The sequence below is a fragment of the Nitrosomonas sp. genome, assembly GCF_024282095.1.
GTDB lineage: Bacteria > Pseudomonadota > Gammaproteobacteria > Burkholderiales > Nitrosomonadaceae > Nitrosomonas.
Map to the genome: position 1 here is coordinate 21835 of NZ_JAMWZS010000010.1, position 22561 is coordinate 44395.

General features: G+C 47.5%; 23 protein-coding genes and 1 tRNA gene. 2 read left to right on the plus strand and 22 right to left on the minus strand.

Annotation, left to right across the window (positions count from 1 at the left end; translation table 11 throughout):
• The 22 genes from Q0K92_RS04590 to Q0K92_RS04695 all read right to left on the minus strand — a co-directional run bounded on the left by Q0K92_RS04590 (position 1) and on the right by Q0K92_RS04695 (position 21115).
• A complete protein-coding gene (locus Q0K92_RS04590) occupies positions 1-324 on the minus strand; it encodes a hypothetical protein (RefSeq protein ID WP_297324631.1) in 324 nt (107 codons plus the stop codon).
• Between the two features lie 18 nt (positions 325-342).
• A complete protein-coding gene (locus Q0K92_RS04595) occupies positions 343-894 on the minus strand; it encodes a phage baseplate assembly protein V (protein ID WP_297324632.1) in 552 nt (183 codons plus the stop codon).
• Positions 895-912: 18 nt separating this feature from the next.
• Positions 913-2043: a hypothetical protein gene (locus Q0K92_RS04600; RefSeq protein ID WP_297324633.1), complete on the minus strand. Its 1131-nt coding sequence runs from the start codon at positions 2041-2043 to the stop codon at positions 913-915.
• On the minus strand, positions 2036-2404 hold the full coding sequence (locus Q0K92_RS04605) for a LysM domain-containing protein (RefSeq protein WP_297324634.1): 369 nt from the start codon (positions 2402-2404) through the stop codon (positions 2036-2038). The genes Q0K92_RS04600 and Q0K92_RS04605 overlap by 8 nt, the downstream gene beginning before the upstream one ends.
• A gap of 13 nt (positions 2405-2417) precedes the next feature.
• Positions 2418-3068 (minus strand): hypothetical protein, encoded by a 651-nt coding sequence (locus Q0K92_RS04610; RefSeq protein ID WP_297324635.1) that lies wholly within the window; start codon positions 3066-3068, stop codon positions 2418-2420.
• 9 nt (positions 3069-3077) lie between these two features.
• Positions 3078-3845 (minus strand): peptidoglycan-binding protein, encoded by a 768-nt coding sequence (locus Q0K92_RS04615; protein WP_297324636.1) that lies wholly within the window; start codon positions 3843-3845, stop codon positions 3078-3080.
• Positions 3846-3964: 119 nt separating this feature from the next.
• The gene (locus Q0K92_RS04620) at positions 3965-4135 is read right to left on the minus strand and encodes a hypothetical protein (RefSeq protein WP_297324637.1); all 171 of its coding nucleotides are present in this window, start codon (positions 4133-4135) and stop codon (positions 3965-3967) included.
• Between the two features lie 164 nt (positions 4136-4299).
• Positions 4300-4461: a hypothetical protein gene (locus tag Q0K92_RS04625; RefSeq protein WP_297324638.1), complete on the minus strand. Its 162-nt coding sequence runs from the start codon at positions 4459-4461 to the stop codon at positions 4300-4302.
• 548 nt (positions 4462-5009) lie between these two features.
• A complete protein-coding gene (locus Q0K92_RS04630) occupies positions 5010-8984 on the minus strand; it encodes a DUF4157 domain-containing protein (protein ID WP_297324639.1) in 3975 nt (1324 codons plus the stop codon).
• The gene (locus tag Q0K92_RS04635; protein ID WP_297324640.1) at positions 8977-9234 is read right to left on the minus strand and encodes a hypothetical protein; all 258 of its coding nucleotides are present in this window, start codon (positions 9232-9234) and stop codon (positions 8977-8979) included. The genes Q0K92_RS04630 and Q0K92_RS04635 overlap by 8 nt, the downstream gene beginning before the upstream one ends.
• Positions 9231-11327 carry an ATP-binding protein gene (locus Q0K92_RS04640; protein WP_297324641.1) on the minus strand — a complete coding sequence of 699 codons (2097 nt, stop codon included), beginning with the start codon at positions 11325-11327 and terminating at the stop codon, positions 9231-9233. Before Q0K92_RS04640 ends, Q0K92_RS04635 begins: the two co-directional genes overlap by 4 nt.
• Positions 11324-12685 carry a DUF4255 domain-containing protein gene (locus Q0K92_RS04645; RefSeq protein WP_297324642.1) on the minus strand — a complete coding sequence of 454 codons (1362 nt, stop codon included), beginning with the start codon at positions 12683-12685 and terminating at the stop codon, positions 11324-11326. Before Q0K92_RS04645 ends, Q0K92_RS04640 begins: the two co-directional genes overlap by 4 nt.
• Positions 12682-13572 (minus strand): hypothetical protein, encoded by an 891-nt coding sequence (locus tag Q0K92_RS04650; RefSeq protein WP_297324643.1) that lies wholly within the window; start codon positions 13570-13572, stop codon positions 12682-12684. Before Q0K92_RS04650 ends, Q0K92_RS04645 begins: the two co-directional genes overlap by 4 nt.
• Complete coding sequence (locus Q0K92_RS04655) at positions 13569-14306, minus strand: hypothetical protein (protein ID WP_297324644.1); 738 nt, start codon at positions 14304-14306, stop codon at positions 13569-13571. The genes Q0K92_RS04650 and Q0K92_RS04655 overlap by 4 nt, the downstream gene beginning before the upstream one ends.
• A gap of 2 nt (positions 14307-14308) precedes the next feature.
• On the minus strand, positions 14309-14833 hold the full coding sequence (locus tag Q0K92_RS04660; protein ID WP_297324645.1) for a phage tail protein: 525 nt from the start codon (positions 14831-14833) through the stop codon (positions 14309-14311).
• A gap of 12 nt (positions 14834-14845) precedes the next feature.
• Positions 14846-16444, minus strand: coding sequence for a phage tail sheath subtilisin-like domain-containing protein (locus Q0K92_RS04665; protein WP_297324646.1), 1599 nt, complete (start codon positions 16442-16444; stop codon positions 14846-14848).
• A 119-nt stretch (positions 16445-16563) separates the two neighbouring features.
• Positions 16564-16875 (minus strand): hypothetical protein, encoded by a 312-nt coding sequence (locus tag Q0K92_RS04670; RefSeq protein WP_297324647.1) that lies wholly within the window; start codon positions 16873-16875, stop codon positions 16564-16566.
• 300 nt (positions 16876-17175) lie between these two features.
• Positions 17176-18159, minus strand: a complete 984-nt coding sequence (locus Q0K92_RS04675; RefSeq protein WP_297324648.1) for a sigma-54 dependent transcriptional regulator — start codon at positions 18157-18159, stop codon at positions 17176-17178.
• Positions 18160-18436: 277 nt separating this feature from the next.
• A tRNA-Val gene (locus Q0K92_RS04680) sits at positions 18437-18513 on the minus strand.
• 101 nt (positions 18514-18614) lie between these two features.
• Entirely contained in the window at positions 18615-19400 is a 786-nt protein-coding gene (locus Q0K92_RS04685) for an aldolase (RefSeq protein ID WP_297324649.1), read from the minus strand.
• A gap of 70 nt (positions 19401-19470) precedes the next feature.
• Positions 19471-19875, minus strand: a complete 405-nt coding sequence (locus Q0K92_RS04690) for an RNA-binding S4 domain-containing protein (RefSeq protein ID WP_297324650.1) — start codon at positions 19873-19875, stop codon at positions 19471-19473.
• Positions 19876-19882: 7 nt separating this feature from the next.
• On the minus strand, positions 19883-21115 hold the full coding sequence (locus Q0K92_RS04695) for an alpha/beta fold hydrolase (protein ID WP_297324651.1): 1233 nt from the start codon (positions 21113-21115) through the stop codon (positions 19883-19885).
• Positions 21116-21478: 363 nt separating this feature from the next.
• Here Q0K92_RS04695 and Q0K92_RS04700 point away from each other — a divergent pair, with 363 nt between their 5' ends.
• Both Q0K92_RS04700 and Q0K92_RS04705 read left to right on the plus strand, forming a co-directional pair.
• Positions 21479-22078, plus strand: coding sequence for a hypothetical protein (locus Q0K92_RS04700; RefSeq protein WP_297324652.1), 600 nt, complete (start codon positions 21479-21481; stop codon positions 22076-22078).
• 135 nt (positions 22079-22213) lie between these two features.
• Complete coding sequence (locus Q0K92_RS04705) at positions 22214-22414, plus strand: YjfB family protein (RefSeq protein WP_110337768.1); 201 nt, start codon at positions 22214-22216, stop codon at positions 22412-22414.
• Positions 22415-22561: the final 147 nt, after the last annotated feature.

Sequence of the window (22561 nt, forward strand, 5' to 3'; positions counted from 1 at the left end):
TCACATAGCGCTTACACGGGGTTGCGTGGCAATGACCACGAGCGGGGTACCTGTGGGTACGCATAGAGCAAGGCTCAGTTGCACCAGTAAAGGTTGACCATTCGATAACACTCGAACAGTACCGGTGGTAAATTGCGCGGTTACACAAGGACCATTTGCAGTCGGAGGGGGAGGGAATGCGCAACCCGCCACTATGTACGGGGAAGTCATCAAAACCGTTGGCTGCCCCATCACCAGTACCCGTGGATTTGGAATTGTTGGCTTGGCTTGTCCAGCATGCGCACATTGGACTTGCGATAATACGCTTAGTAAAAATCCTGGCATGTCATATTCTCCTCAGCGTTAAACCGGGGCGCCTGGTCCGAGTACCGTTAAGGCAGCACTATTGATATCCACAACCGATACCCCATTGATGGTTACTTTAGGCCCAAATATGCTGATACCTGTCGCATCAATACGGATATATGAAGTACCGCTTCGTAAGAGAATCCCACCAGCTGGTAACCCAATTGGAAGTGGAGGAACAACGGGTATCGGGGTATCACTTAGTACAAAACCATTTTTTAGTGCAGTTTCTAACAACACCATCGGTAATGCCGGAGGAGCAGTTTGAGCCGTAAGCGGAACTTCCAATCTGGATCCCCACCAACATCCTGACCATATCGGATAATCAGGATCGCCTTTTTCAAACTCGACCCAAACGCCTGTATTGGGTGGCGGCACCACATACATGCCCATTTGCAATCCTGCAAATGGAACGCAAGGCATGGCCCATGTTGAAATTCCCATTCCCAACACATCAGGCACTTGAACTAAAATACGGCCTCGGCCTTCAGGATCCAGCCCACCGATCACCATGCCGCGATATTTTCCAAAGAACTTTTCAGTTGCCATTACAATATCCTTATAGAATCAGACGGGAACATTGGGTACCGTTGAAATAATTCCATTCCGCGTCAACTCAAAATCTTGCTTATACTCACCACGCTTAATTTTATGTGTCACTTTCTTGACGAAATATAAGCCATCATAGATTTGACCTGCTCCGCGTACACCCACTAACCTTCGCGATTTCAAAATATGACCATACCGCATGACATTGAGTGAACCAGTGGCTACAACAGCCTCGTTGGTCGAATCGGATGCTCGTTTTAATCCCCGCATGATGGCCTGAGGAATGGAAAGATGAGCCATATTTTTTAATTGCTCGACATTAATTGACATCGGCGGTATCACGCCTAAGGGAGGTGCCAGCGGATTAAAACCAGGCAGCGGCACCGGGAGTGTTACCTTCAGTTCCTCAATCTGGATAAAAACCAAGGGGAGTGCCGCCTTACTGGCATCGAACCGAAGATTGAGCGACTCCACATTGGTGTGCGCATCCATATTAATGTTCAGCGCGGGCTGAGGCGGACTGATCCTGAATTCCGGTCCCCAGTAAGCGAAGTTTGTGCCGGGCGCCGGTCCAGGTTCAATAAAAAAGGTATACCCCGCATCCTCGGCCAATTGATTAATATAACCAAGATCCTTACCTTGATGCGAGGAAATTCGATTCATCGGATTGGGTATTTCAAGCATGATGCGTGGAATTACTACGGGAATAAGACCAAACATTGCGTACTTTGTTATGATCAATGCCACACGTGCTTCCGGCGGCATGGCCGGATAAGGAATACCGGTGAAATCAATAAAATCCATTACTGCCGTTAAATCACTTCCGGTCAAAGTCAGCATTGATCTGCCTGTTTCCACATCCGGCGTGATTTGATGTTGAGTGACCACGCCATCGATGATTACTTCTGGCATGCCTTTGACGACCACGACCAAAATAGTTCTCAGCAAGGGGCCGATCTGTCCCAGCAACACCATCATAGTTGTAAAAACCGAGTCATTACTCAGACTGAACTTCAATTCAAAACCGCTCGCGGACCCTACCGCTGTAGTTACACTGACATCAGTCAGCGCATCCACGACAGCTTTTGGCACCGGCACCGGAACAACCGGCCCCATGAGCAGGGTAAGATGAAGCGAACCTTTAAGCATTGGGAATCCCCGGTATGCCCTCGGGCAGCGTAATCCGCAACCGCCTGCCAATTTCTTCCAATTCTTCCGGATGCATGGCGCGATTCGCATCGCAGATGCGCCAGAACTGTTCCGGATCGCCGAGATACTGGGCCGTAATGTTATCCAGCCGCTGCCCTTGGGTAACCACATGTTCCTGCAACAACTCAAAGCGCTCGGGTAGCGGAACAAAACGACGCTTGAGATAAATTATTTTTTCGCCATCAGCGGCTTCAAGCACCGCTGTTTCAATGCCGTAATAGCGGCTGGTCAGTGGGAACACCGTCAAAGACAGCCCCGGTGATTGCAACATTCTTTGTAATGCTTCATTGGGATCGATCATTGGTCACCTCCTGCTATAAACCTGTGATTCCTAATGTGCCAAACGTGCCATTCCTGCTTCTTAACGCCAGTTGTTCTTTATTTTGTAAATAACTCATAAATAAGCTACCGCCTTTGTGATCGAAGCCGACGTCATTCACACTCAAAACACGCAACCCAAGACTGATTTTGGCGCGGATCGGATTCAGACTTGGATCGAATGCTTCTTCGGTAATGGAAAACTCCGTGATCCGCACCGGCATGATCCGCTGCTTACTCCAGACAAACACTGTCAGTGGCGATTCCATTGGCGCAATCTCCAAGGTTCCGGACATTGCCATTGCATTATTCGCCTGCAATTGGCCACTAGTGGGGTAAACAATAATTTCCAGCGCCGCCAGCTGGGCATGCAAACCGACCTCGGTGGCTGTGCCATCGGCGATTTCGAGCTGATCAGTCGCATCGACCTCCGCTTCGACTTTGATGGTTTCCACCGGCGGCCCTTTCAACCGCAACACTTCGGAACGGTCACCACTTTCACCGCCGATACCTTGTACTTGCAGGGTGCGTGACAGCGTATCCGGGTTGTATTGCAGCGCAATTATTCGCTGCATCATCGAAGTCACCGGATCAATCAGCACGATGCCACCTTTGAGAAGCTTGGGGGAGTTGGGGAATGAACTCATAGTTATCCTTTAGGTATCCGGAACCTGACCGAATCCGAGTAATTTGTCCATGCGGCTAAACACATAATTAAAGCCTTGCACTTTGGAGCTCTTATTACCTTCAATAGTATATAAAAAACCATCACGCAGTTGATGAACCAAACCAATATGCCCTTTACCACTGGAAAGCTGCTCGCGCCACCAGACCACGATATCGCCAGGTTTTGGAACATACCCACTTCCAGGCGGATGTGCCCAACCATTCTTCTTGAATTGCTGCAACACATCCCGTGCACCTACGGTATATTTAAAAGGAATTCCCGCCGGATGCTGAGAATAACAATAACTGACAAAGCCAGCACACCAAAGTCCTTTTTCTCCTTCCGGTGCCAAACCATGCAAATATTTCTTTACGAAAGGTCCTCGATTATTCCCGCCTACTTCTCCAGCACCTGCCTTCAGCTCATCAATTGCAACCTGCAATGCTGCTCGACCACGCTCACTGCCAGCCATTGATGCCGGTGGCATGGCCCGATAATCCACTGCACTGGGTGCTTCAATGATTGGTTTCGGATGCTTGAGACTCCACCATGTAAGGTCACCCACGACGCCGTCCACCACCAAAGGCTGTCCGTGTTTATCCAGGTTTTGCGATTGAAAAGTGCGCACTGCACGATAAGTTTCTTGGTCGAATACACCGTTGATCTCTTCATTAGTCAAGTAACCTTTTTCCATCAGCAAGGTCTGCAGTTCCTTGACTTCCGACCCTTGATCGCTTTTTCTTAGTGGATTGGACATTTCAAACCAAGCTCCTTTGTTAGTTGATTGTTTTTATCGCTCTAATTAACAATTGAATCAGTAACCATCAATCAAGCCATCTCCGTACTTCTTAATCCTTTTATCCAAAAACTAATTTGTTAGCTTTTTCGTGTGATAGTGAAATATCCCACCGTTCCAAGCGGCATGCCGCCGGGTTCAGTTTCCGGTTTTGCATCGGTGCCGCGAACTGCACGCACGGTACCACTTACCTTGAGAACTCGAGCAGCATTGTTAGTAATGGGCTCTTCAGGAAAGACCCAGCCGTACAATGCATATCAAAGGACCCCTCTATTCCAGTGCCAATGGCTTCGAAAGTCCCCGGAGAATGTCCTATTCCTTTATCTCCCTTAACAGAGGTATCAAGCCTTGGGCCGGAATTGAATTGCAAAGTAGCACCCAGTGTGTACTTACCTTCACCACCCGAATTAAAAGCCTAGCCTTGTAAAAAATCACCCTTAGCCCATTTCTTGGCAGTAACAGCGGCACCCGGATTAGCTGCTATTTCCGCAGGTATTGAAAGAACTAAAAAACTCTGATAGACAAATTCCTGGAACTCGTATAAGGGAAACCAGGGTAGCTCTTTTTCAGTTGTCATTATTTTCTTCAATTATTCTTAATCAAACATTGTTGTATAAAAATTCATTCGTTATTCGTTGCATGAAATCCACCCTACCTTACTGATGCCTTTGCTTGCGGATCACACAACCAATCCACAGAACTCTGACAACCACAGCCAGCAGTAAAATGAAATACCAAGTATTTCGGATCAAGACTTCCGCCCTTATTGGGTGTATCTCTTCGTGTTACGTTATCTCCTTCTAACCAATGCTGATTGATCTTCATCATTTTCCCTTACGTTTATTATTTGATTCAAAAATCTAATGATTCATATAAAGATTCTACTTAACTCATAAACCACGCCTGTCTAATCCATTCGATAAACACCCAAATCGCAGAATCATTTTTTCCGACCAATCAATGTTCTTTTCAATGCCATTAAAATGACAAATAATTCCTTATTTCTACTTGATGCTTAATCAGCCATATCAATCAAACCTGACCCTATCGATTTTTAATTCATTACATTTCTCATTGTTTGTTGCATAGAGCACGTTACCTAGCTATTGGTTTATGAAAATGTCGTTATAGCTTGGGCGCTGTCATCCCGTCAGTCGAGGGCGTGGGCCGCAATTCAGGAAATTTTTTCTGAATGCTTTCGCGGAAACTATTCGGGTTCTGGAACTCCATACGAAGGTTATCCGCATTAATGGCTTTGCGCCAGTTCTCACCAATCGCCTTTTCGTCCACATGGTCGAGCGAGATACGCAGTTCTTGATCTCCGATGTTCGTGGCCGATGTTTGGTATAGCGGAGCGCGGCCTCCCGTGAAGTCGAATCCTCCGTTATTCAGATAGTGCTTGGCGGAGTCATTGGCCTGCACTTCGTCCCAGAACGCATCACGCACCTTGTCGTAGAATCCACCCTTGCCGATCATCTCCTCGCGGGTGATGGTGTTGATGTCGCGACCGTCTAACACTTTGGTGCGGGCGGCTTCCCAGGCATCGCGCAAAGGCGTATCGCTGATTTTATGCCCAATGACGCTATTGACGCGATCTAGTGCCTGACGCTGTGTTTCGCCCGGACGCAGAAACAGGTCGTCTATGTCCAGACGACGTATTTGCCTGGTGGGAACGGATTTTCCTGCCATCGTGGGCTTTTTAATACCCTTGTGCGCGGGTGTCTCTATACCTTCTAAAGCCCTGTCTATCTCCTGTTCGGTCAAGTTGGCAAAAGGATTGGCGCGGCGTGTCTTCAAGGCGTCCGCAGTGGCTCGTTCGGTCATTCCCATCTCGCTAAGCAGTTTGTTGATCTCTCGAAGTTGCGCGGGGTTCCGTAATCCCTTGCCCGCTTTCAGGTCGGCTTCGGCTTCACGCAGCAGTTTTTCGCCTGCCGAACCGGGAGAAATACCCGTGAAGGCTCGCAAGACAGCATCCGCTTCGCGTGGCGTCATATGGTAATCGCGGGCGAGACGGCTAGCCGTGACAACGCCCTTGCCCAGTTTGAATATTTTAGCGGCGGCGGGCAGCAGGATCAAAGCGGCCGTCACAGCCCGCTCTTCTGCGCTGAGCGGACGCCCGAACAAGTCTTCTCCGGCAATCACTTCATACGTTCCGACGATCTCCCCGACAATGGGAATGAAGCCGATACCAATCTCAATAACCGTTTCGTGGGCTGGAATTTCAATGGGAACGTCATATTTTTCTACATTCGGCTTCGTCTGTACCAGCAGAAACGCCTGAAGCTGTTTGGGATGCGCCTGAAACCAACCGTCTACGAACACCACAGCATTGGGTGCCGTGCCGGATTTTGACTGGCCTAGATAGTCTTCTAGCATATAGTCCGCGATCAGGCGGCGTATCTTGATTTCATCATCGCTGGGCTGTATCAGATACCCAACTCCGTGTGTTTTGTCTTCGGCGATATGCGGCCCGTGAGGACGCAGAATAGCCATTTCAATTAGCGTAATAATCTCATTCAGGTTTTGCTTAAATTTTGGTGCGTCAATAGGTGACTCGTTCGCCTTCTTCTTCAATATATCCTTTTGAATCTTGAGTTCATTCAGCTTCCACTTCTTGCTCATGGCTGCGTCAATGCACTGCATGGCGATGGTTTCGGCTTTGTATTTTTTGTAGTCATCCTCCGTATGCGAATCCATCCAGATCATAAAACGATGGTACACGTCACGGGTGTAGGGCTCGTTGGCAGGGTCATTCTTCTTGGCATCCTCCCAGTTCCGCTCGAACGTCCGCCGCCAGTTTAGGAACTCACGCTTAGGAGCACTTTGCTTTTCGATCTGCTGCTCCGCCCATTTCCAAAGGTCTTCAGGCTTCTCAAAATTGATCAGAGACTTCTTCATCTGCGACAGATACAGATTTCCGGTCTCGATACTTTCCACACTAGATTGGTCATGCTTTTTGTAGTAGTTCCAAAACTGATCGTGCTTTTTATTCTGTTCCGCCGTGTAGGACAGGGGAGATGGTTTTATTTCCTGAGCGTCGAACCCAATCTCTCCTCGCACTGGACCCTGTTGGTTGCCGTAGAGCATTCCTCTACTTACCACCGTTAGTTTCAGTGCCGACCAAGGATTGGAGGGCGAAGCGGTTAGAGCTTTGGCAATCACATTGACGGCCTCCTGCGGCATCAGTCCGACGACAGGAACCGGTTCAGGGAGCATGGACAGGCGAACGCCGTCAGTATTAACTTTGAGCGGGATGGCAATGTTTTCGTGCTGTTCGGACAGCCAGCCGTCTAGCCGGATTTCATCATTCGGCATCAGATACCCCACGTTCGGGTCTATCTTCATTTGAATCCCACCAAATCGGACTCTGTCCGATTCAGCAAGTTCTTTGTAGAGTGTAGTCCACGCACCCGAGAGTTTCATTTTCAGGACTGTATCAATAAGCTCTTCTGGCTCCATCTTCTCCAAAATATCCAATGCAGCACGGGCATCCTCATCCGTCACCGCAAGATCAAAATCCCAGAAGAAATTTGTGGAGAGTAGTTTATGGATTTTCTCCAGAGATGACATTTTCTTGTTCGTGTCGCGCTGAATCCAGCGATTAGACGCTTTAGGCGATTGCAACTGCAAAGTTTGGTCAATTTTATTCGCGTTGCTCTGCTGCACGACATGTGTCAGCTCATGGGCAATCAACCGCCTTCCCTCATAAGTCCCCGGAGCAAAACGGCCAGTACTAAACACTATATTGTGTCCTACAGTGTAGGCATTAGCACTCACGTCCGAAGCCGATTGCTCAGCAGCACTACCCGTATGTACTCGCACTTGAGAAAAATCATACCCAAACCGGGCCTCCATATCCTGCCGTAGTAATGGTTCGAGCGGTCTAGCAGAACCGGCAAGCACACGATCCACACTGTCAGGCGCAGCATTTGCGCCCTCATTCGCTTGTCCAGTAAAACGCTGAATGCGTGGCAGCGTGGTATTGACTGCTGAATGTCGTGGTACTGCCATCACCTGATCGGCCACCCGATCTGCTTCCTGTTCCAGCGGATCATTACTTGCGCCTACGCTGAGTTTTTTTTGTAATGCCGGTTCGTCTTGTTTTTTCTTTTGCTCGTCAGGCAGTTTAAGTTTGAACTCATCACCAAACAACGATGGCGGTTGCGCTCCAAAAGTAGGTTTGGGCATGGTTAGCTGTAAGTCATTTTTCGATTGGGGCGTTGCCAACCAGGGATATTTTTTAATCGTCGCTTCGATATTTGGGCCACCTGGATATTTCAAAACTGATTTTTTGATCGCTTCTTGTTCTGCCTTTTGCTGCAAATCCTCCGGTGAGCCAGGGGGATAACGCAAACCTGCCCGGAATTTATCTTGGTCGGCAGCCATGCGAGCCGTCTCAGCACGATATTTATCTGTTGCACTTATAGTTTCTTTGTCCGCGCTACCCTTTGGCGCCTGCTCAGTAAACTTGAACGTGACCATGGCCTCAGTTGGCTTGTCTACAGGCCCTTTATAGGTTAGTTTCACGCTAAGGCCGGGCGTCAAAATATCCAGCGGTATTTCAGGAATTTGAACGGGCAACTCTTTATGCGTCGCGGCTAACGCCGCCACCGTAATAATCGCCGCTTCACCGGTATATATCTTGCCCGGCCATGTTGAAATAATGTCTTTGCCTAGCGTAATTGCCCCTTTAACCAAAGCATCCTGCTTTATCTTTTCAAGAAGTTGCTTCCCAAGGGGGGTTTCCAAGAAAGCTTCCCCTAGTTTTTCCAAACCCGCCTGAAATTTCTCTTCATTGGTTTTTTCCTTGGGCGCTTCTTCACGTTGTAATTGCCCGGAAGCCAGGCCAGAAACTGATAATGGTGACGCTTTATTCGCGACAACCTGATCGGCAACCCGATCGGCTTCTAGCTCCAGCGGATCATTGCTAGCACCAATACTAAGTTTTCGCTGCAAACCTGTTTTATTCTCCGCACACGCCGCGCACTCCCCGCCTGCCACGGTGTGATTACCGCAAGCGCACTGGCGCTGCAGTAAGCCTTGCGCAGGCGACAGGCTACTGGCCGTTCTGGTTTGTTGAACAGCATTCGTCTTATTCATGGCCAATGCCTCCATACACCGACTGCGCAATTTGCTGGCCGAGTTGTGCCGGGTTATTACCGGTTAATTGCATACTACTGGCAGACAGTCTCGGCAAGGCAATTCCATGCGTAAGACTGGGCGCAAGTCCTCCATCGGTGAGCAGGCGGGTGAGTTCGGCTTCTACGCTGGCTTGCAATAAATGGCGCTGATTGGGGGCGATAGTGACGCCGTCCAGAACCAACCGCTCAATATGCAAACTGATGTTCATGATTTGGCCCCCACCACTTCCATGATGCGAAATTCGTTTTCATTTACTGGCTTATCGAGCTTGCGCAATTCGCTACGAATGGCATCGAGAATGAGCGCCATGGTTACTTTCGATTCCAGGCTTTCTTTTGCTGCGGCAAGAAATGCGGCGTTCAAGGCGATGTTCTGGATGCTGCCGCCGGTCAGGTTGAAACGCGCCAGGCGATCGTAATCGAGATCATCTGCCTTAGGCACTTCGGATGGAAAGACTTTTTGCCACATGAGGCTACGTTCTGGCACACCCGGAAACGGGAAATTAACAATAAAGCGCAGTCGCCGCATGAACGCTTGATCCAGTGAACTTTTCATATTGGTGGCCAGTATTGCCAGGCCACGGTACGCTTCTATGCGCTGCAGCAAGTAATTGATTTCGATGTTGGCATAGCGGTCGTGGCTGTCTTTGACTTCGCTGCGCTTCCCAAACAGCGCATCAGCTTCGTCAAAAAATAACACGGCACCGCCATCTTCTGCGGCATCAAACAAGCGGCGCAGATTCTTTTCGGTTTCGCCGATATATTTACTGACGACTGAGGAAAGGTCGATGCGATAAAGATTCAACCGCAAAGCATTGGCAATGACTTCGGCAGCCATGGTTTTGCCGGTACCGCTCTCGCCTGCGAACAACACGCTGAGTCCCAATCCGCGGTTCATTTTGGCGAGAAATCCCCAGTCGTTATAGACCTTGCCGCGCTGGTCGACCTGATCGACAATTTGGTGTAGCAAGCCCAAAGCTTCCTGTGGCAGCACCAGATGATCCCAGGTCGCTTTGGGCTCAATGCGTTGTGCCAATTGATCCAGATTCGGCGTAGTTTTAAGCAAACAGGCTTGCCAGACACGTTGCGGCAAATTGCTGCTTTGCGCAGCGGTTTCGGCAAGCTCGGTGCGGGCGATTTGATGAATCGAGGGTAGATCCAGGCTAAATTGTCCGGCCAGCCGCGCACCCATATCATTTGCGTTTGATCCCAATGCGGCACGCCAGGCCATTTGTTGCTCAATCGCGGTGGGTCTGCCGATTTCCAGCGTCCAGCCGCCGAGGTCGGGGCGAATATCACGTGTCGCAATGATCACAATACCGCCGCAACCCTTGATTAAACGTTGCACCGCTGCTGCACTATGCGCGGCGGGTACATCCATTCCATGGGTATCCAGATAAAGAGCGATCGGCAGGAGCTGGCGCTCGCGCGCCCACAGCCGTAACAGCGTTTCCACTTCGGCAGTTTGCATGGGCAATGTTTCAACGGGAAACCGTGACATCTGCAAACCGAAGCTGAGAAGTGTATGTCTTGCGATCACTTGCTTTGCCAATGAATCAGCCCCAATCAATTGAACGATCAGTGGGTGTTGTCCCGAGTTGGAGAGATTGATTTCCAGATAATGACGCAATGTTTCTGCTGTGCGTAGTTGTGAGGGCGCCAGCGCTTCTTGATCGGTATCGGTTATTTCGATCGGCGCAATAAACGGCATTAGCCTGTCATCGATAATGTGCTTTGGTTCAACGATATAATTAACAACGCGTTCATCCGCACGCAATGCACTGGTTGCCAAGGGTTCCGCTCCCGGTTGATTGATTTCCAGCAAACGCCAGTAGCGTAGCGGCCGATCAGCAGAAAGCGCATCCCACTTAAATTCATCGAATATCTGTGCAGCTAAAGCAAATGTGGGGTAAGGCCTATTGGAGTTATTCTGTGCTTTCGCGCACAGTAGCGCAGTTTTGCTATTGAGCTCCATGGCAACGCATAGCAGCAGTAAATCGCGCTCAAAGCACGTCAATCCAAGTTGCTGACTGAGAACGAGTAATGCCGGCGGCGGATTGCTGGCTTCTGCCGCAACCATTCTTTTCGCTGTTTCAGCGATCGCCGCATCTTTTGTCGCTGGATCTGTCACGGGCGGCAATGGTTCAGATTTATTACGGCTGAACCAGGATTTTTTTTCCGGAATGGCCGCTTTCACCGGCACCATTGACCCGATTTGCCGTACCAGACGCAAATGTACCCAGCGTATGGCGATACGCAGATAATCATCGTTGCTCTGCAACCATTGCTGATAATTATTCATGTGATCGTCACCTTCTGATTATCGGCAAATGCCAGAGGGCGCGGATTTCCATTGGCATCAAAGCGACGCTCAAACGGCATGCTGTCAGTACCATCCACACGGAGTCTGATCGGTGCATCGGTCACTTCAGGTGCTGCTTTGACAACAAACACCAGCGTATTAGTATCCCCAGTGCGTGGATTGGCAGGAATTTCACGATCCGCCAGCAATAGCGTTACGCTTTGTTCTTTTATAACTTCCGGGTCACATGTCATCGTGATTGAAACATCCCCACCGACCCGGACAATAGGATTGGAAGGCGCTATCGTCTTAATTTTTGGTGCGATCACCAGCGGCAATTCATTGCTGTTGTAAATTTTTGCATCCTTGGTCACTGCGACTGAAACGGTGTACAGACCTGTTCGCCACTGTGCAGGTCCCGGAAGTTTTACTTTAATCTGAGTTGCAGTATGATCTGCCGGATCTGTCACCGCAATATTGATCGGCGGCAAGTATTGAGGATGATCTGGTTGCGCGAAGCGGGTGTGCGTAAAATTAACCTGCACGGTGTCTCCATCCAGATTCTGTCCTTGCAGAATTAATTGCAAACCCAACTCCGCACTAGGATAAGAACGCGGCAATGGATCAATTTTAGCATCGCCATCTGGACCAATATGTATGTTTTCCAGAGACGGAAAGGTAGACCGAGCATCCGCCAGTGCTTCAACACCACGATCTTCTTTGCCACGACTGACCACCGGCAATGCTGTTTTGGTAGGTTTTGTGCTTTGAATAAGCACTACCGATACTTGGTAGGCCATCGACTGGCGATAACGTGCTTGCATCGCAGTCCACAGTTTGGAGAGTTCTTCTGTCGCCAAGTAGTGCGGTGTGATTTTGATTTGCTCGACTTGATCGGCCAGATCCAATGCTGACAAATTTCCAAATGGCGAGGGCAGTATTCCTGATCCAACCGGTGCAGGCGAACCCAATGCGGTACGAATATCCTTGCGAGTCACTATCGGCGTTTCATGCAAAATTTGCATCGCATAACCAAATAATATTTCAGCATTAAAATCCTCTGAACCATAGGCAGTCATCAGATAATGCAGATCAAGCGCCAACGGCGGATTGGTTAAACGCTCACTACCACTGTCGCGCGACGGCAAACCGACGTTTCGCCAGCCTTGATTAGGCGTCACCTGATAAAGAAATAAATTAAGCTGATTCGGCTCTTGCGTGCCTGTAGTAATTCGGTCTGGCGGCAAGGCAGTGACGGAAAAACTACCCACTGTGGAGAGATCATGATTGATAAAACCGTTATTGAGCATGTCCTTCAACACAGCCGTGACCGCGGCAATTGCCAGAGGGCCACTCATGATCGTCTCCCACTACGCTGTTTGAGATAGTCGTCCAGGCTCATAGTAGTACTGGCTGCACGCGGTTTTGCGGTTGATTTCTGTGCAGTCTGGGTGGCACGAATGTCGATGCGCCCTATGGTGACTTGAATGGTAGGTGCTGGTGCTGGCGTTGCATCGGTGTCAGATTGCGCAAATGGAATTTGTTGATTGCCCGCCTGGTCGGTTACAAGTGGTTCAATGGTGAATCGTACAGGCCGCACTGCGATATGAGCCGGCTTAACCGCCGCAGCATGCGGCATCTCACCTGTTTTTTCATGTTTCTCACTACCATCAAGCGGTGTTGCTGCTTTGATAACAAACTCTTTGTGGGTCGTTTCCGTAAAAAAATGCGCTTGCACCCGTTCAATCCGTGTGTGTGTATGAGTGTCTGTATGGGTGTGTGTACTTTCGACCGGCTTTGGGTTTTTAGGGAGCTCGTGAAGTTCCGCTGCAACCGGTTTATTAACAGGCTGGGCAACACGGCTTGCCTGCTCTTGATTGATCGGAGCAACGCGCTGACTTGATAAGAGTGTTTGCTGATCAGTGCGCGGTTCTAATTTCTCCGTCATCAATACAGTTTGTTCTGAAGCTTTAGGTTGATCGTGTTTACCGGTATTTTTGATTATCTGATCACCCGTGGGTGCTGTTTCTGCTTGGTGCGAAACAGCATGATCTGAAGCACTGATCATTGAAGGTTGCGTTTGGATTGACGGTACGGATAATGGAAATTCCTGTGCTACGTCCAGCGGGATATTGTCGATTCCGTCTTTATTCAGCGGCGCTTCGAATCGACTCGCCAAACGTGGCTGCATTGGCTGCAACTGATTAAGTGCTAATGCAGCCAGATGACTTAGGTATCCGCTCATTGTGTAAGCCGCTCCAAATACATTCGACGCCGCATTGAACTCATTGCCAGGATATCTGTTTCACGCCAGCAATACGCTTTGGCTAATAGATGCACTTCATTCAATAGGCGTTGCGCCCAAGTATTGATTTCACTCCAAAGAAACGAAGCAATATCAAAAGTTGCCAACCAATTGCGCTGACATGCAGGACAATGCAAATCCAGTTGTACATCCGCTTGCGGATCCGCTTCTGACATTGCCGCTTCAATTTTCTGCAAAACCGTTTCGGGTAATTGACTCATATCGCAGGCCTGGTCATTATGAGAAACTGATAATAAACAACGTCTCATCAATATATTATGGGCTTCTTCGATGCTATTAATGGTTTCAATGTGCATTAAGTCCTGACTATCCGGTAAGCGAAATTCCAATTTAAATCCTTCCAGTTGCAATTGCAGCGGTTTTTGTAAAAAACTATTCGACGCTACCTGAATATCGCTCGCATTCAGAGTCAACTCCAACTGTTCGGTACAAAATGGACAAATCGCCACGCTGATTAACTGCGATCCAAACAATACTTCACGCAACTGCAGCGCCAAGCCATCGCGCTGGCCAATCGGTGCCTTTAGCAATTGCTCCTCCGTTAGTTCCGGATACGCCGTTGCAAGCAGCATCAGTAAACGCCGCGAAGCTGACGATTGCGACAGACCACGCTCCCATGCCGTTAATAAATCTGCCGTTGCAATTGAAATCATCGTTATTGTGGCTCGGTAAAGGTTACTTCAGCCGGTTCTGCGACTTCATAATCACGCTCCCAGCCTTCGTTCTCCAGCTTAATATGCTGTATTGCCACCGCATTGGCGTTGGCATCCAGATCAGGCATGGCCTGAAATTCTGATACCCAGCAGCGAAACAGTTTATAGGCAACTGCCAACTGCCCCGCCTCGTTATAGAGTTCAATGATGATGTCTTTGCGGAAATCCTTGAGTGAAACTTCCGAGCCGAGTCCTGAACCAAAATTCCAGACTTTATTCGCCCACTGTTCAAATTCCTTATCGTGCGTAACACCTCGCTCCAGGCTGATCGCTTCATATTCAGTACGTCCTGGTGACTTGCGGCTGCTACTGGGATCACCCCCTTCGCGGTGCTTAACCACTTCGGTCGTCTTTTTGAGCGCGCCCACCTTGCTTACTCCGGCAACGTACTTACCATCCCATTTCACGCGAAATTTAAAATTCTTATAAGGATCAAATCGCTGTGCATTAACGCTGAACTGTGCCATAACTGGTTCTCCTTAAACTTCAATTTGCCCAGCCATCTGCTGGAGTTTGATGATAACGAACTCGGCAGGCTTCAGCGGTGCAAAGCCAACCACAATATTGACGATCCCTGAATTGATGTCGTTTTGCGTCGTGGTTTCCTTATCGCATTTGACAAAATAAGCGTCCCTCGGTGTAGTGCCCTGAAATGCGCCCTGACGAAACAAATTATGCATAAACGCACCGATATTCAGGCGAATTTGCGCCCACAGCGGTTCGTCATTGGGCTCAAACACAACCCACTGTGTACCTCGATAAAGACTTTCTTCGATGAATAACGCAGTGCGGCGAGCAGGTATATATTTCCATTCATCTGCTAGTTGATCAGCGCCACGAAGGGTTCTAGCACCCCATACCACCCGGCCATTCACTGGAAATGCACGCAAACAATTAATTCCCAGTGGATTGAGCATGCCGTTTTCAGCATCGTTAAGATTGACTTGCAATCCTTGAATACCACTTAACGAAGCATCCAAACCTGCCGGTGCCTTCCAAACACCTCGAGTAGTATCGGTACGCGCCATCAATCCAGCAATAATACCGCATGGAACAAATGTATCAATTTGCCCCTCGCGTTGAGGATCGCTCTGCAATACACGAGGAAAATACAAAGCCGCATTACGGGCTTCAATGCCTGATAAATTTAATGTGCTTAATCTGTCGCGAGCAGTGGCAGCAGCTGTCTCCTTATTTGCTCCCCAACTCGCGGGAGAATCGACAATAAGCAACGCTCGCCTATCGGTGCAATATTTCATTGCTTCTTGATAAACATCCTTCGGTGTATCACTTTCCCGTGTATCAGGAGGAATACAGAGCAGATTAAATAAATCAGCCTTATCCAATGCATATAGGCCGGTTTTATTGGCCTTATTGCCGACAATATCTGCTTTGGAAGTTAAAAAATCACTGTCTGCACCGCCAGTAAATTTCTTGAATTTGCTTGAATCGGCTGCTGGATCTGAAGGGTCTTCATCTGGCTTAGAATCTACCGGTTTTGTAGTAATCAGATCGGGGGTGCCATCGGTCTTTTTCTGAACACGCACCAGATTCGATTCAGCCTCAAGTATCCGATCAAGCCTTCGTGCACCTGCAGCAGAAATGATTGCAACGTTAGAAAAACGTTCGACGCGACCTTTACCAGGGTTTTCATAGACGGTCAAATTGAATAAATCGGCTTTAGTCATACCATAACGTTTAGCGACTTCATCAGTAATACCTTTTGTATCGACTGTAAAGGTAACTTGATCGCCTAATGACCCAGCACTAGCAGCTTCTAATTTAAGATCGGCATTTTTTGATTTTCCAGAATTTTTTTGTAACCGCACGATAATCGCTTGTTGTCCGCCATTCAAATAAAAATCGCGAACAGTATAGGACATTGGAAAATCCACATGCAGATCACCGAAAGATCGAATAAAGTCACTAAAATTATTGACTGTGATCGGCTCATCCGCTGGACCTTGTAGTGCGCGCCCAATAAAAGCGGTAATGGAAGTCGCCACTCCGGTAATAGTTCGAACTCCACTCGGAATCTCTTCGATATAAACACCTGGATAACTCACTGCAACTGGCATGTTGTAATCTCCTTTTGATTTGATCGGATAGCTCGTTGAACAATTTGTTTGACTACTTGATTAACATTGATAATTCTTTATCTCCACCCGCAAATTGTCCGGTTTTGGCTTCACAACTGTTAATTCAAGCTCTCCTTGCGCTTATAAAGAATTGTTTTGTCAATCAGGACTACCTTTTTAACCAATCCATCTTTAATCAGTTGCTCAAGAACGCCTTCAACTTTCTTCATATCCTCAGCACTGTATTTGCTGGATAGCCACCAATTAACAATGCCATTGAGTGAATCTGCGGCATCCGGATGCGTTTGCATATATTGCAAAATTTCTTTGCGTATATTGGCTTTAGATGACTCATCCGTTTCCATCAACCACGCATCCTCCACTGTTTCGGCCGATAATCTCAAGCCGATACGCTTTATTAAGTAACGCAACTACTATGCCAATTTCTAATATTCATATAACAACATGATTATTAATATTATTTATGATAACGAATGATCCGAGACTGGGTTGATTATTACCCATGACGATAGCGAACAATAAGAGATTTGTTTTTTAAAACAGTTGGATATGAATATTTCTGATTGAATCTATAACTGGGTTCATTTTGACCCGGTATTTGACATACATGAAGCTCGGTTGTTTATCAACATATACTGAAAAATCAATAAGGTCGAGGCAGGTGAAAAATAAAAGTTTGTAGTACGCAAATTTTAAATCGGATTGAAATTTTATTGAGAGGGATAATTACTGGTAATAAGATTTTTATCCATTCCGTATTTTTTAAGTAACTTGCCAAATGCACGCCGTTCCTTACCCACTAATTTTGCCGCCATGGATACGTTGCCATGCGCCTTCAGCAAAGCCTCAGTCAGATAACTTTGCTCAAAACTTGTGATGACATGTTTTTTTGCTTCATTGAATTTCATATTCATCATACTGGCTTTACGACGGTCAACGCAGGTACGGCGATCTGCAATGCCCACCACCGGTGATTTGATATTAATCAGAAAGGTATCTGCGAGCAGATATTCCCGGCAGATCATGTTTTCCAGTTCACGAATGTTACCTGGCCATTGATATTGACCAAACCAAGCAATGGTTTCAGGATGCAATTTCTTTTGACCCAGATCATATCGTTTTGCACATGTTTCTAAGAAATGATTCGCTAACAATACAGCATCACCTTTACGTTGACGTAATGCGGGTAGCTTAAGATACATGATCTTGATGCGAAATAATAAATCCATGCGAAAAACACCCTGCTCAGCCAGCTTGGTCAAATCCGCATTACTGGCAACAATAATCCGAACATTAGCTGCTTGTGTTCCACTTGCGCCTAATGGTCGGTATAACTGATCCTGTAAAAATCTGAGCAAAGTGACCTGCGCCTTAGGGGTTAGCGCATCAATCTCATCAAGAAAAAGTGTGCCGCGCTGTGCTTGTGAAATGAGCCCGAGATTATCCGATTGCGCATCGGTGTAGGCACCACGCTTATGACCGAATAACTCATTTTCTATCAACAAATCGGGAATTGCGCCACAATTAACGGGAACAAAAGGGTATTTTTGACGGCTACTACCATAGTGAATTGCCCGCGCCACCAGTTCTTTTCCTGTACCTGTTTCACCTTCAATCAATACAGGTGCTTCACAATGCGCGATTTTTTCAACAACCTGCAGTGTTTCCAGAAAAGCTTGCGATTGCCCAATCATAGAATTTAAGCTCCTTGATTAGTGCTTACTTGAAAAACCAGCTATTGACTCTGTTTACAATGAGCCTAATACTACTTTAGCAGACTGCATAGACTCTGTTAAATAGAAATATTTCTATTAACCATTGTGCAACATGAAAACAAATCTGCATTGTGATTTTTTTCACAGATAGATAAGTAAAACCTCCCGGAAGCTTCTCGTGGTTTTACAGTCTGCTTTTCAAGAATTGCTGCGATTTTATCGTGTATGGGAGTATGGATTGCTGCGGAATCTGATTTGGTAGGCGCGATTGGATTCGAACCAACGACCCCCACCATGTCAAGGTGGTGCTCTAACCAACTGAGCTACGCGCCTGGGAAGAGCGGATTCTAACTGAAACGGCTAATCGGTACAATTCATATATGCGCTGGTAGCCAAAATAGTGATTGTTTTAGCCATTCAGACTTAATTAAAATTTATTCCAGACATTCTGGATTCTTTCTCAGACTACGCCGTGCATAGTAGGCAAAACCCACTGCGCTACGCTGCCCGCGCAGAATCCAGTCATGTGCTTCCCGTCCCAGATCCGGATCAATGAGCTGAATCTTACCCGCCGATGCCGCCAACAGGTGCATGCGCGCAGCCCGTTCAAAAGCAATGGATAACATGCAGGTTTCTTCAATACTCGAACAGGCAACCAGCAAGCCATGATGCGCTAATAATAAGGCACGTTTGCTGCCAATGGCCTTGGAAATCAACTCACCTTCTTCGTTACCTACCGGCACGCCCGGCCACTTGGGCATAAAAGCCACATCATCATAGAGCACGCAATTATCCATATGCGATATTTCCAGCGGTACTTCCAACATACTGAGTGCAGCCGTATGGACTGCATGGGTATGCACAATGCATTGCACGTCCGGCCTGGCGCGGTAAAGCCATGAATGAAAGCGATTTGCCGGATTCGCCATGCCGTCGCCCTGTAAAACTTCCAGATCTTCATTGACGAGCAACAGGTTACTCGCACAAATTTCATCAAAGCCCAACCCAAGTCTTTGCGTCAAATAAGTCCCCGGTTTTTCGCCACGCGCCGTGATTTGCCCGGCTAACCCTGAATCGTGCCCGTTATCAAACAAAATGCGACAGGTTAGTGCCAGCTTCTGTGCTTGGGTGTAATTTGTCCCTTGCAGATGCATATCCATCTGCGCAAAGGACTGTTTAATCAACTGGTCTTTATCCAGGTTAAAAGTGTTATTGGTCATGTTCTCTCACTTGATTGTATTCATAACAGGCTGTTAAAGGACAGTGACACGAGTGTTTCCTATCGTAGACTCAAAACTCATCGTCACTCGAAAAAAATCGTTCAATCACGCGCCGGTCGCGCTTGGTTGGCCGGCCTTTGGTAAAAAAGGGCTCAGGTTGCGCTTTTAAGCGAGCCACCAGCATTTCCCGTCGTGCTCGGCTTTCATCCGTTTCGCTATAAAGCTGCTGCGCCTGCGTTGCGGAGCCTCGCTTATTGGATAATGCCAGTATTTTAATCACGTATTGAACATTACCGATACGGATCGTCAGCATATCCCCCACTGCAACCACTTTGGCAGGCTTGATCCGATGATCATTCAACGTAACCCTGCCACGTTCAATCGCATCAGCCGCCAAAGAGCGGGTTTTAAAAAAACGTGCCGCGAACAGCCATTTATCAATACGATATTTTTCTATACTACCATCTGATTGCATAACAAAATCAATCTATTATACTGGTTTCTATCTGCATCTTATTTTGCAGGGTTTTATGGACAGGGCATTGATTCGCAATTTCCAATAACCGGGCGCGTTGTTTCGGATCCAGATTGCCTGTCAATTGAATGACGCGCGTAATCCTGTCAATGAGTGCAGGTTGTTCCTCACAACTGACGCAATCTTCCGCATGAATCCGACTGTGGTGCAATTCGACTTGGATATCTTGCAAATCAAGCTGCTTATGATTGGCATACATGCGTAGCGTCATCGAGGTACAACTACCCAATGCGGCGAGCAGCAATTCGTAGGGATTCGGCCCAAGATCGGCGCCTCCCATGGCGATGGGTTCGTCACTGATTAGCGTATGATGTTGCATCGAGATTTCACGCGTAAATTTTTTATCCCGTTCGCACACAATAACACTACCCGGCGCAACCGCTTGCATTTCCGAATCTGCTTTTTTAACTGGAATTTGATCTGTTGCCAGATAGCGACTCGCCCATGCCGATAAAACTTCTGCAACATACCGGGAATCTTCAGGGTTGGACAACAGGTGGTCCGCATGATCCAACGACACAAAACTTTTGGGATGTTTGGCGGCAGTATATATTCGTGTCGCTTCGTCGATAGGCACCACATCATCCAGCGGCGAATGAAATATCAATAAGGCTTTTTCCAAGGCTTTAATATGCGCGACAGAATTGTATTTTTCCAGATCATCAACAAATTGGTGTTGAATTTTGAAACTTCTGCCACCCAGCTCAACTTGCACCGATTGTTGATTCTTTAATTGCTGATAGGAATCCGCAAACAAATGCTTAATATGCGCCGCAGTCGCCGGCGCTCCGATCGTGACTACCGCCTTGACAGCCGCAAGATCCTGAGCCGCAGCGAGCACAGCAGAACCGCCCAGGCTATGCCCGATTAACAGGGACGGCGCGGCATAGTGCGCTTCGAGATAATGAGCCGCCGCCAATAAATCCTGCAAATTCGACGAAAAATTGGTGTTTGAAAAATCGCCCTGACTATTCCCCAGCCCAGTAAAATCAAAGCGCAATACAGCAATCCCAAAATCGGCTAAAGCACGTGCGATCCGTGTAGCCGCCAGATTATTTTTAGAACAGGTAAAGCAATGCGCAAATAATGCATACGATTTAACAGCGCCGGACGGCATTTCCAGCGAGCCCGATAAAGATTCACCGTGCGCGTTCTTGAATACGGTTTCAATTCTTGGCATTGTCGATTGCCCCTTTATAGCGAATCCTGTCAAAACCCTGTAAGCCACAGGATAATATGCAAATAGTATCAAAAAACGATTTTGGAAACCCATCATTCGTCGGCAAAAGCAATACTAAATCACCTCCGACAAGGCGTTACGCTGCCAAAATCGACTAACTGATAGCACCTCTGTGCCGCGACGCACTGAAGCGAGATCGCACAGGGACGGCACCCCGTACTTGTACGATGAGAAGATTCGAACTGCTTTGGTACAATCACTTGTTAATCGCACTATCATCAGTTATGTTATTGCACTTCAAAAGCAAATCAGCGTTGATGAATAGAATTTCTACTACCGCACTCAATTGATAAAAGGATTGTTATGCCAACTCAATCAAAATTGCCATCACGCAAATCTCAGTTTGCGATTTTATTTGGAATTTTGGCAATTTTTGTAGCGTTTGGTGCGCTGTATCACGCAAGTTCGCAAGGCGATTCATCCGAAACCTATCCGAAAGGCTTTCGCGGCGGTGCTTGTACCATACAAACTGAAGCGCTCACCATCGGTTATTCGGGATACTATCTTCCCGACGACTACGTAGCGCCTCAAGATACCATCAGATCACCGCACATACCTGTGCAATGCGGCAAAATACCCGAGCCCGGCACATTGAATATCACGATTGATCTGTTGTATCCGGAATCGGCCCGCGATATTCCATTGGCGCTACGTTTAGTAAAAGTAGAGTTCCATGATGATAAAGAAAAAGAACATGAGATACTGTCAGTACCCGCACAGCAACATCCATTCGGAGTAATCACCCAGTCATTTCGAATGAGTGAAGTAGGACAGTATATTTTATATCTGGATAGCAAAAATACCGGAACTGCCGACTTTCAAGTAAAAGTTCCCATAAAAGTCGGCTTTGATTGGAAAGATCATTTCAAAAGAACTTTTTCAACATTTCTCAGAAAAGATTGATATCGCAACAAATCATTCATCGCTGTTGCAGTAACTTGGCACATTCGGTATCGATAATGGAAATCCTAGTTCGTATCCTAAAATAACGTACACCACATGCCGCTATTAGCACTGTAAATGATAAGGAGAATTTTTATGGACGTGACAGGTATAGCAAATGTGGCAACGACAATGGCGGAAACCAGCACCAACCAGGCAGTCAGTATCGCCGTGCTTAAAAAAGCGATGGATCTGAGTGCGGCTGGCGCACTTGCTTTGATTGAAGCGATTCCGGATACTCAACCCATACAAAATTTGCCCCCGCATCTCGGGCAAAACATCAATACCACCGCTTAGTTTTTATGTTTTCTCCGTTCTGACAGCGCTACTGGATAGCGCTGTTTTTTTATGGATTGAAAAATACGCCATTGAAATTAGAGCGATCTCAATTAAGAGCCGGTTTTGTTGTAATAGCGCATATTATGTTTTCATTTTGCTCAGCAT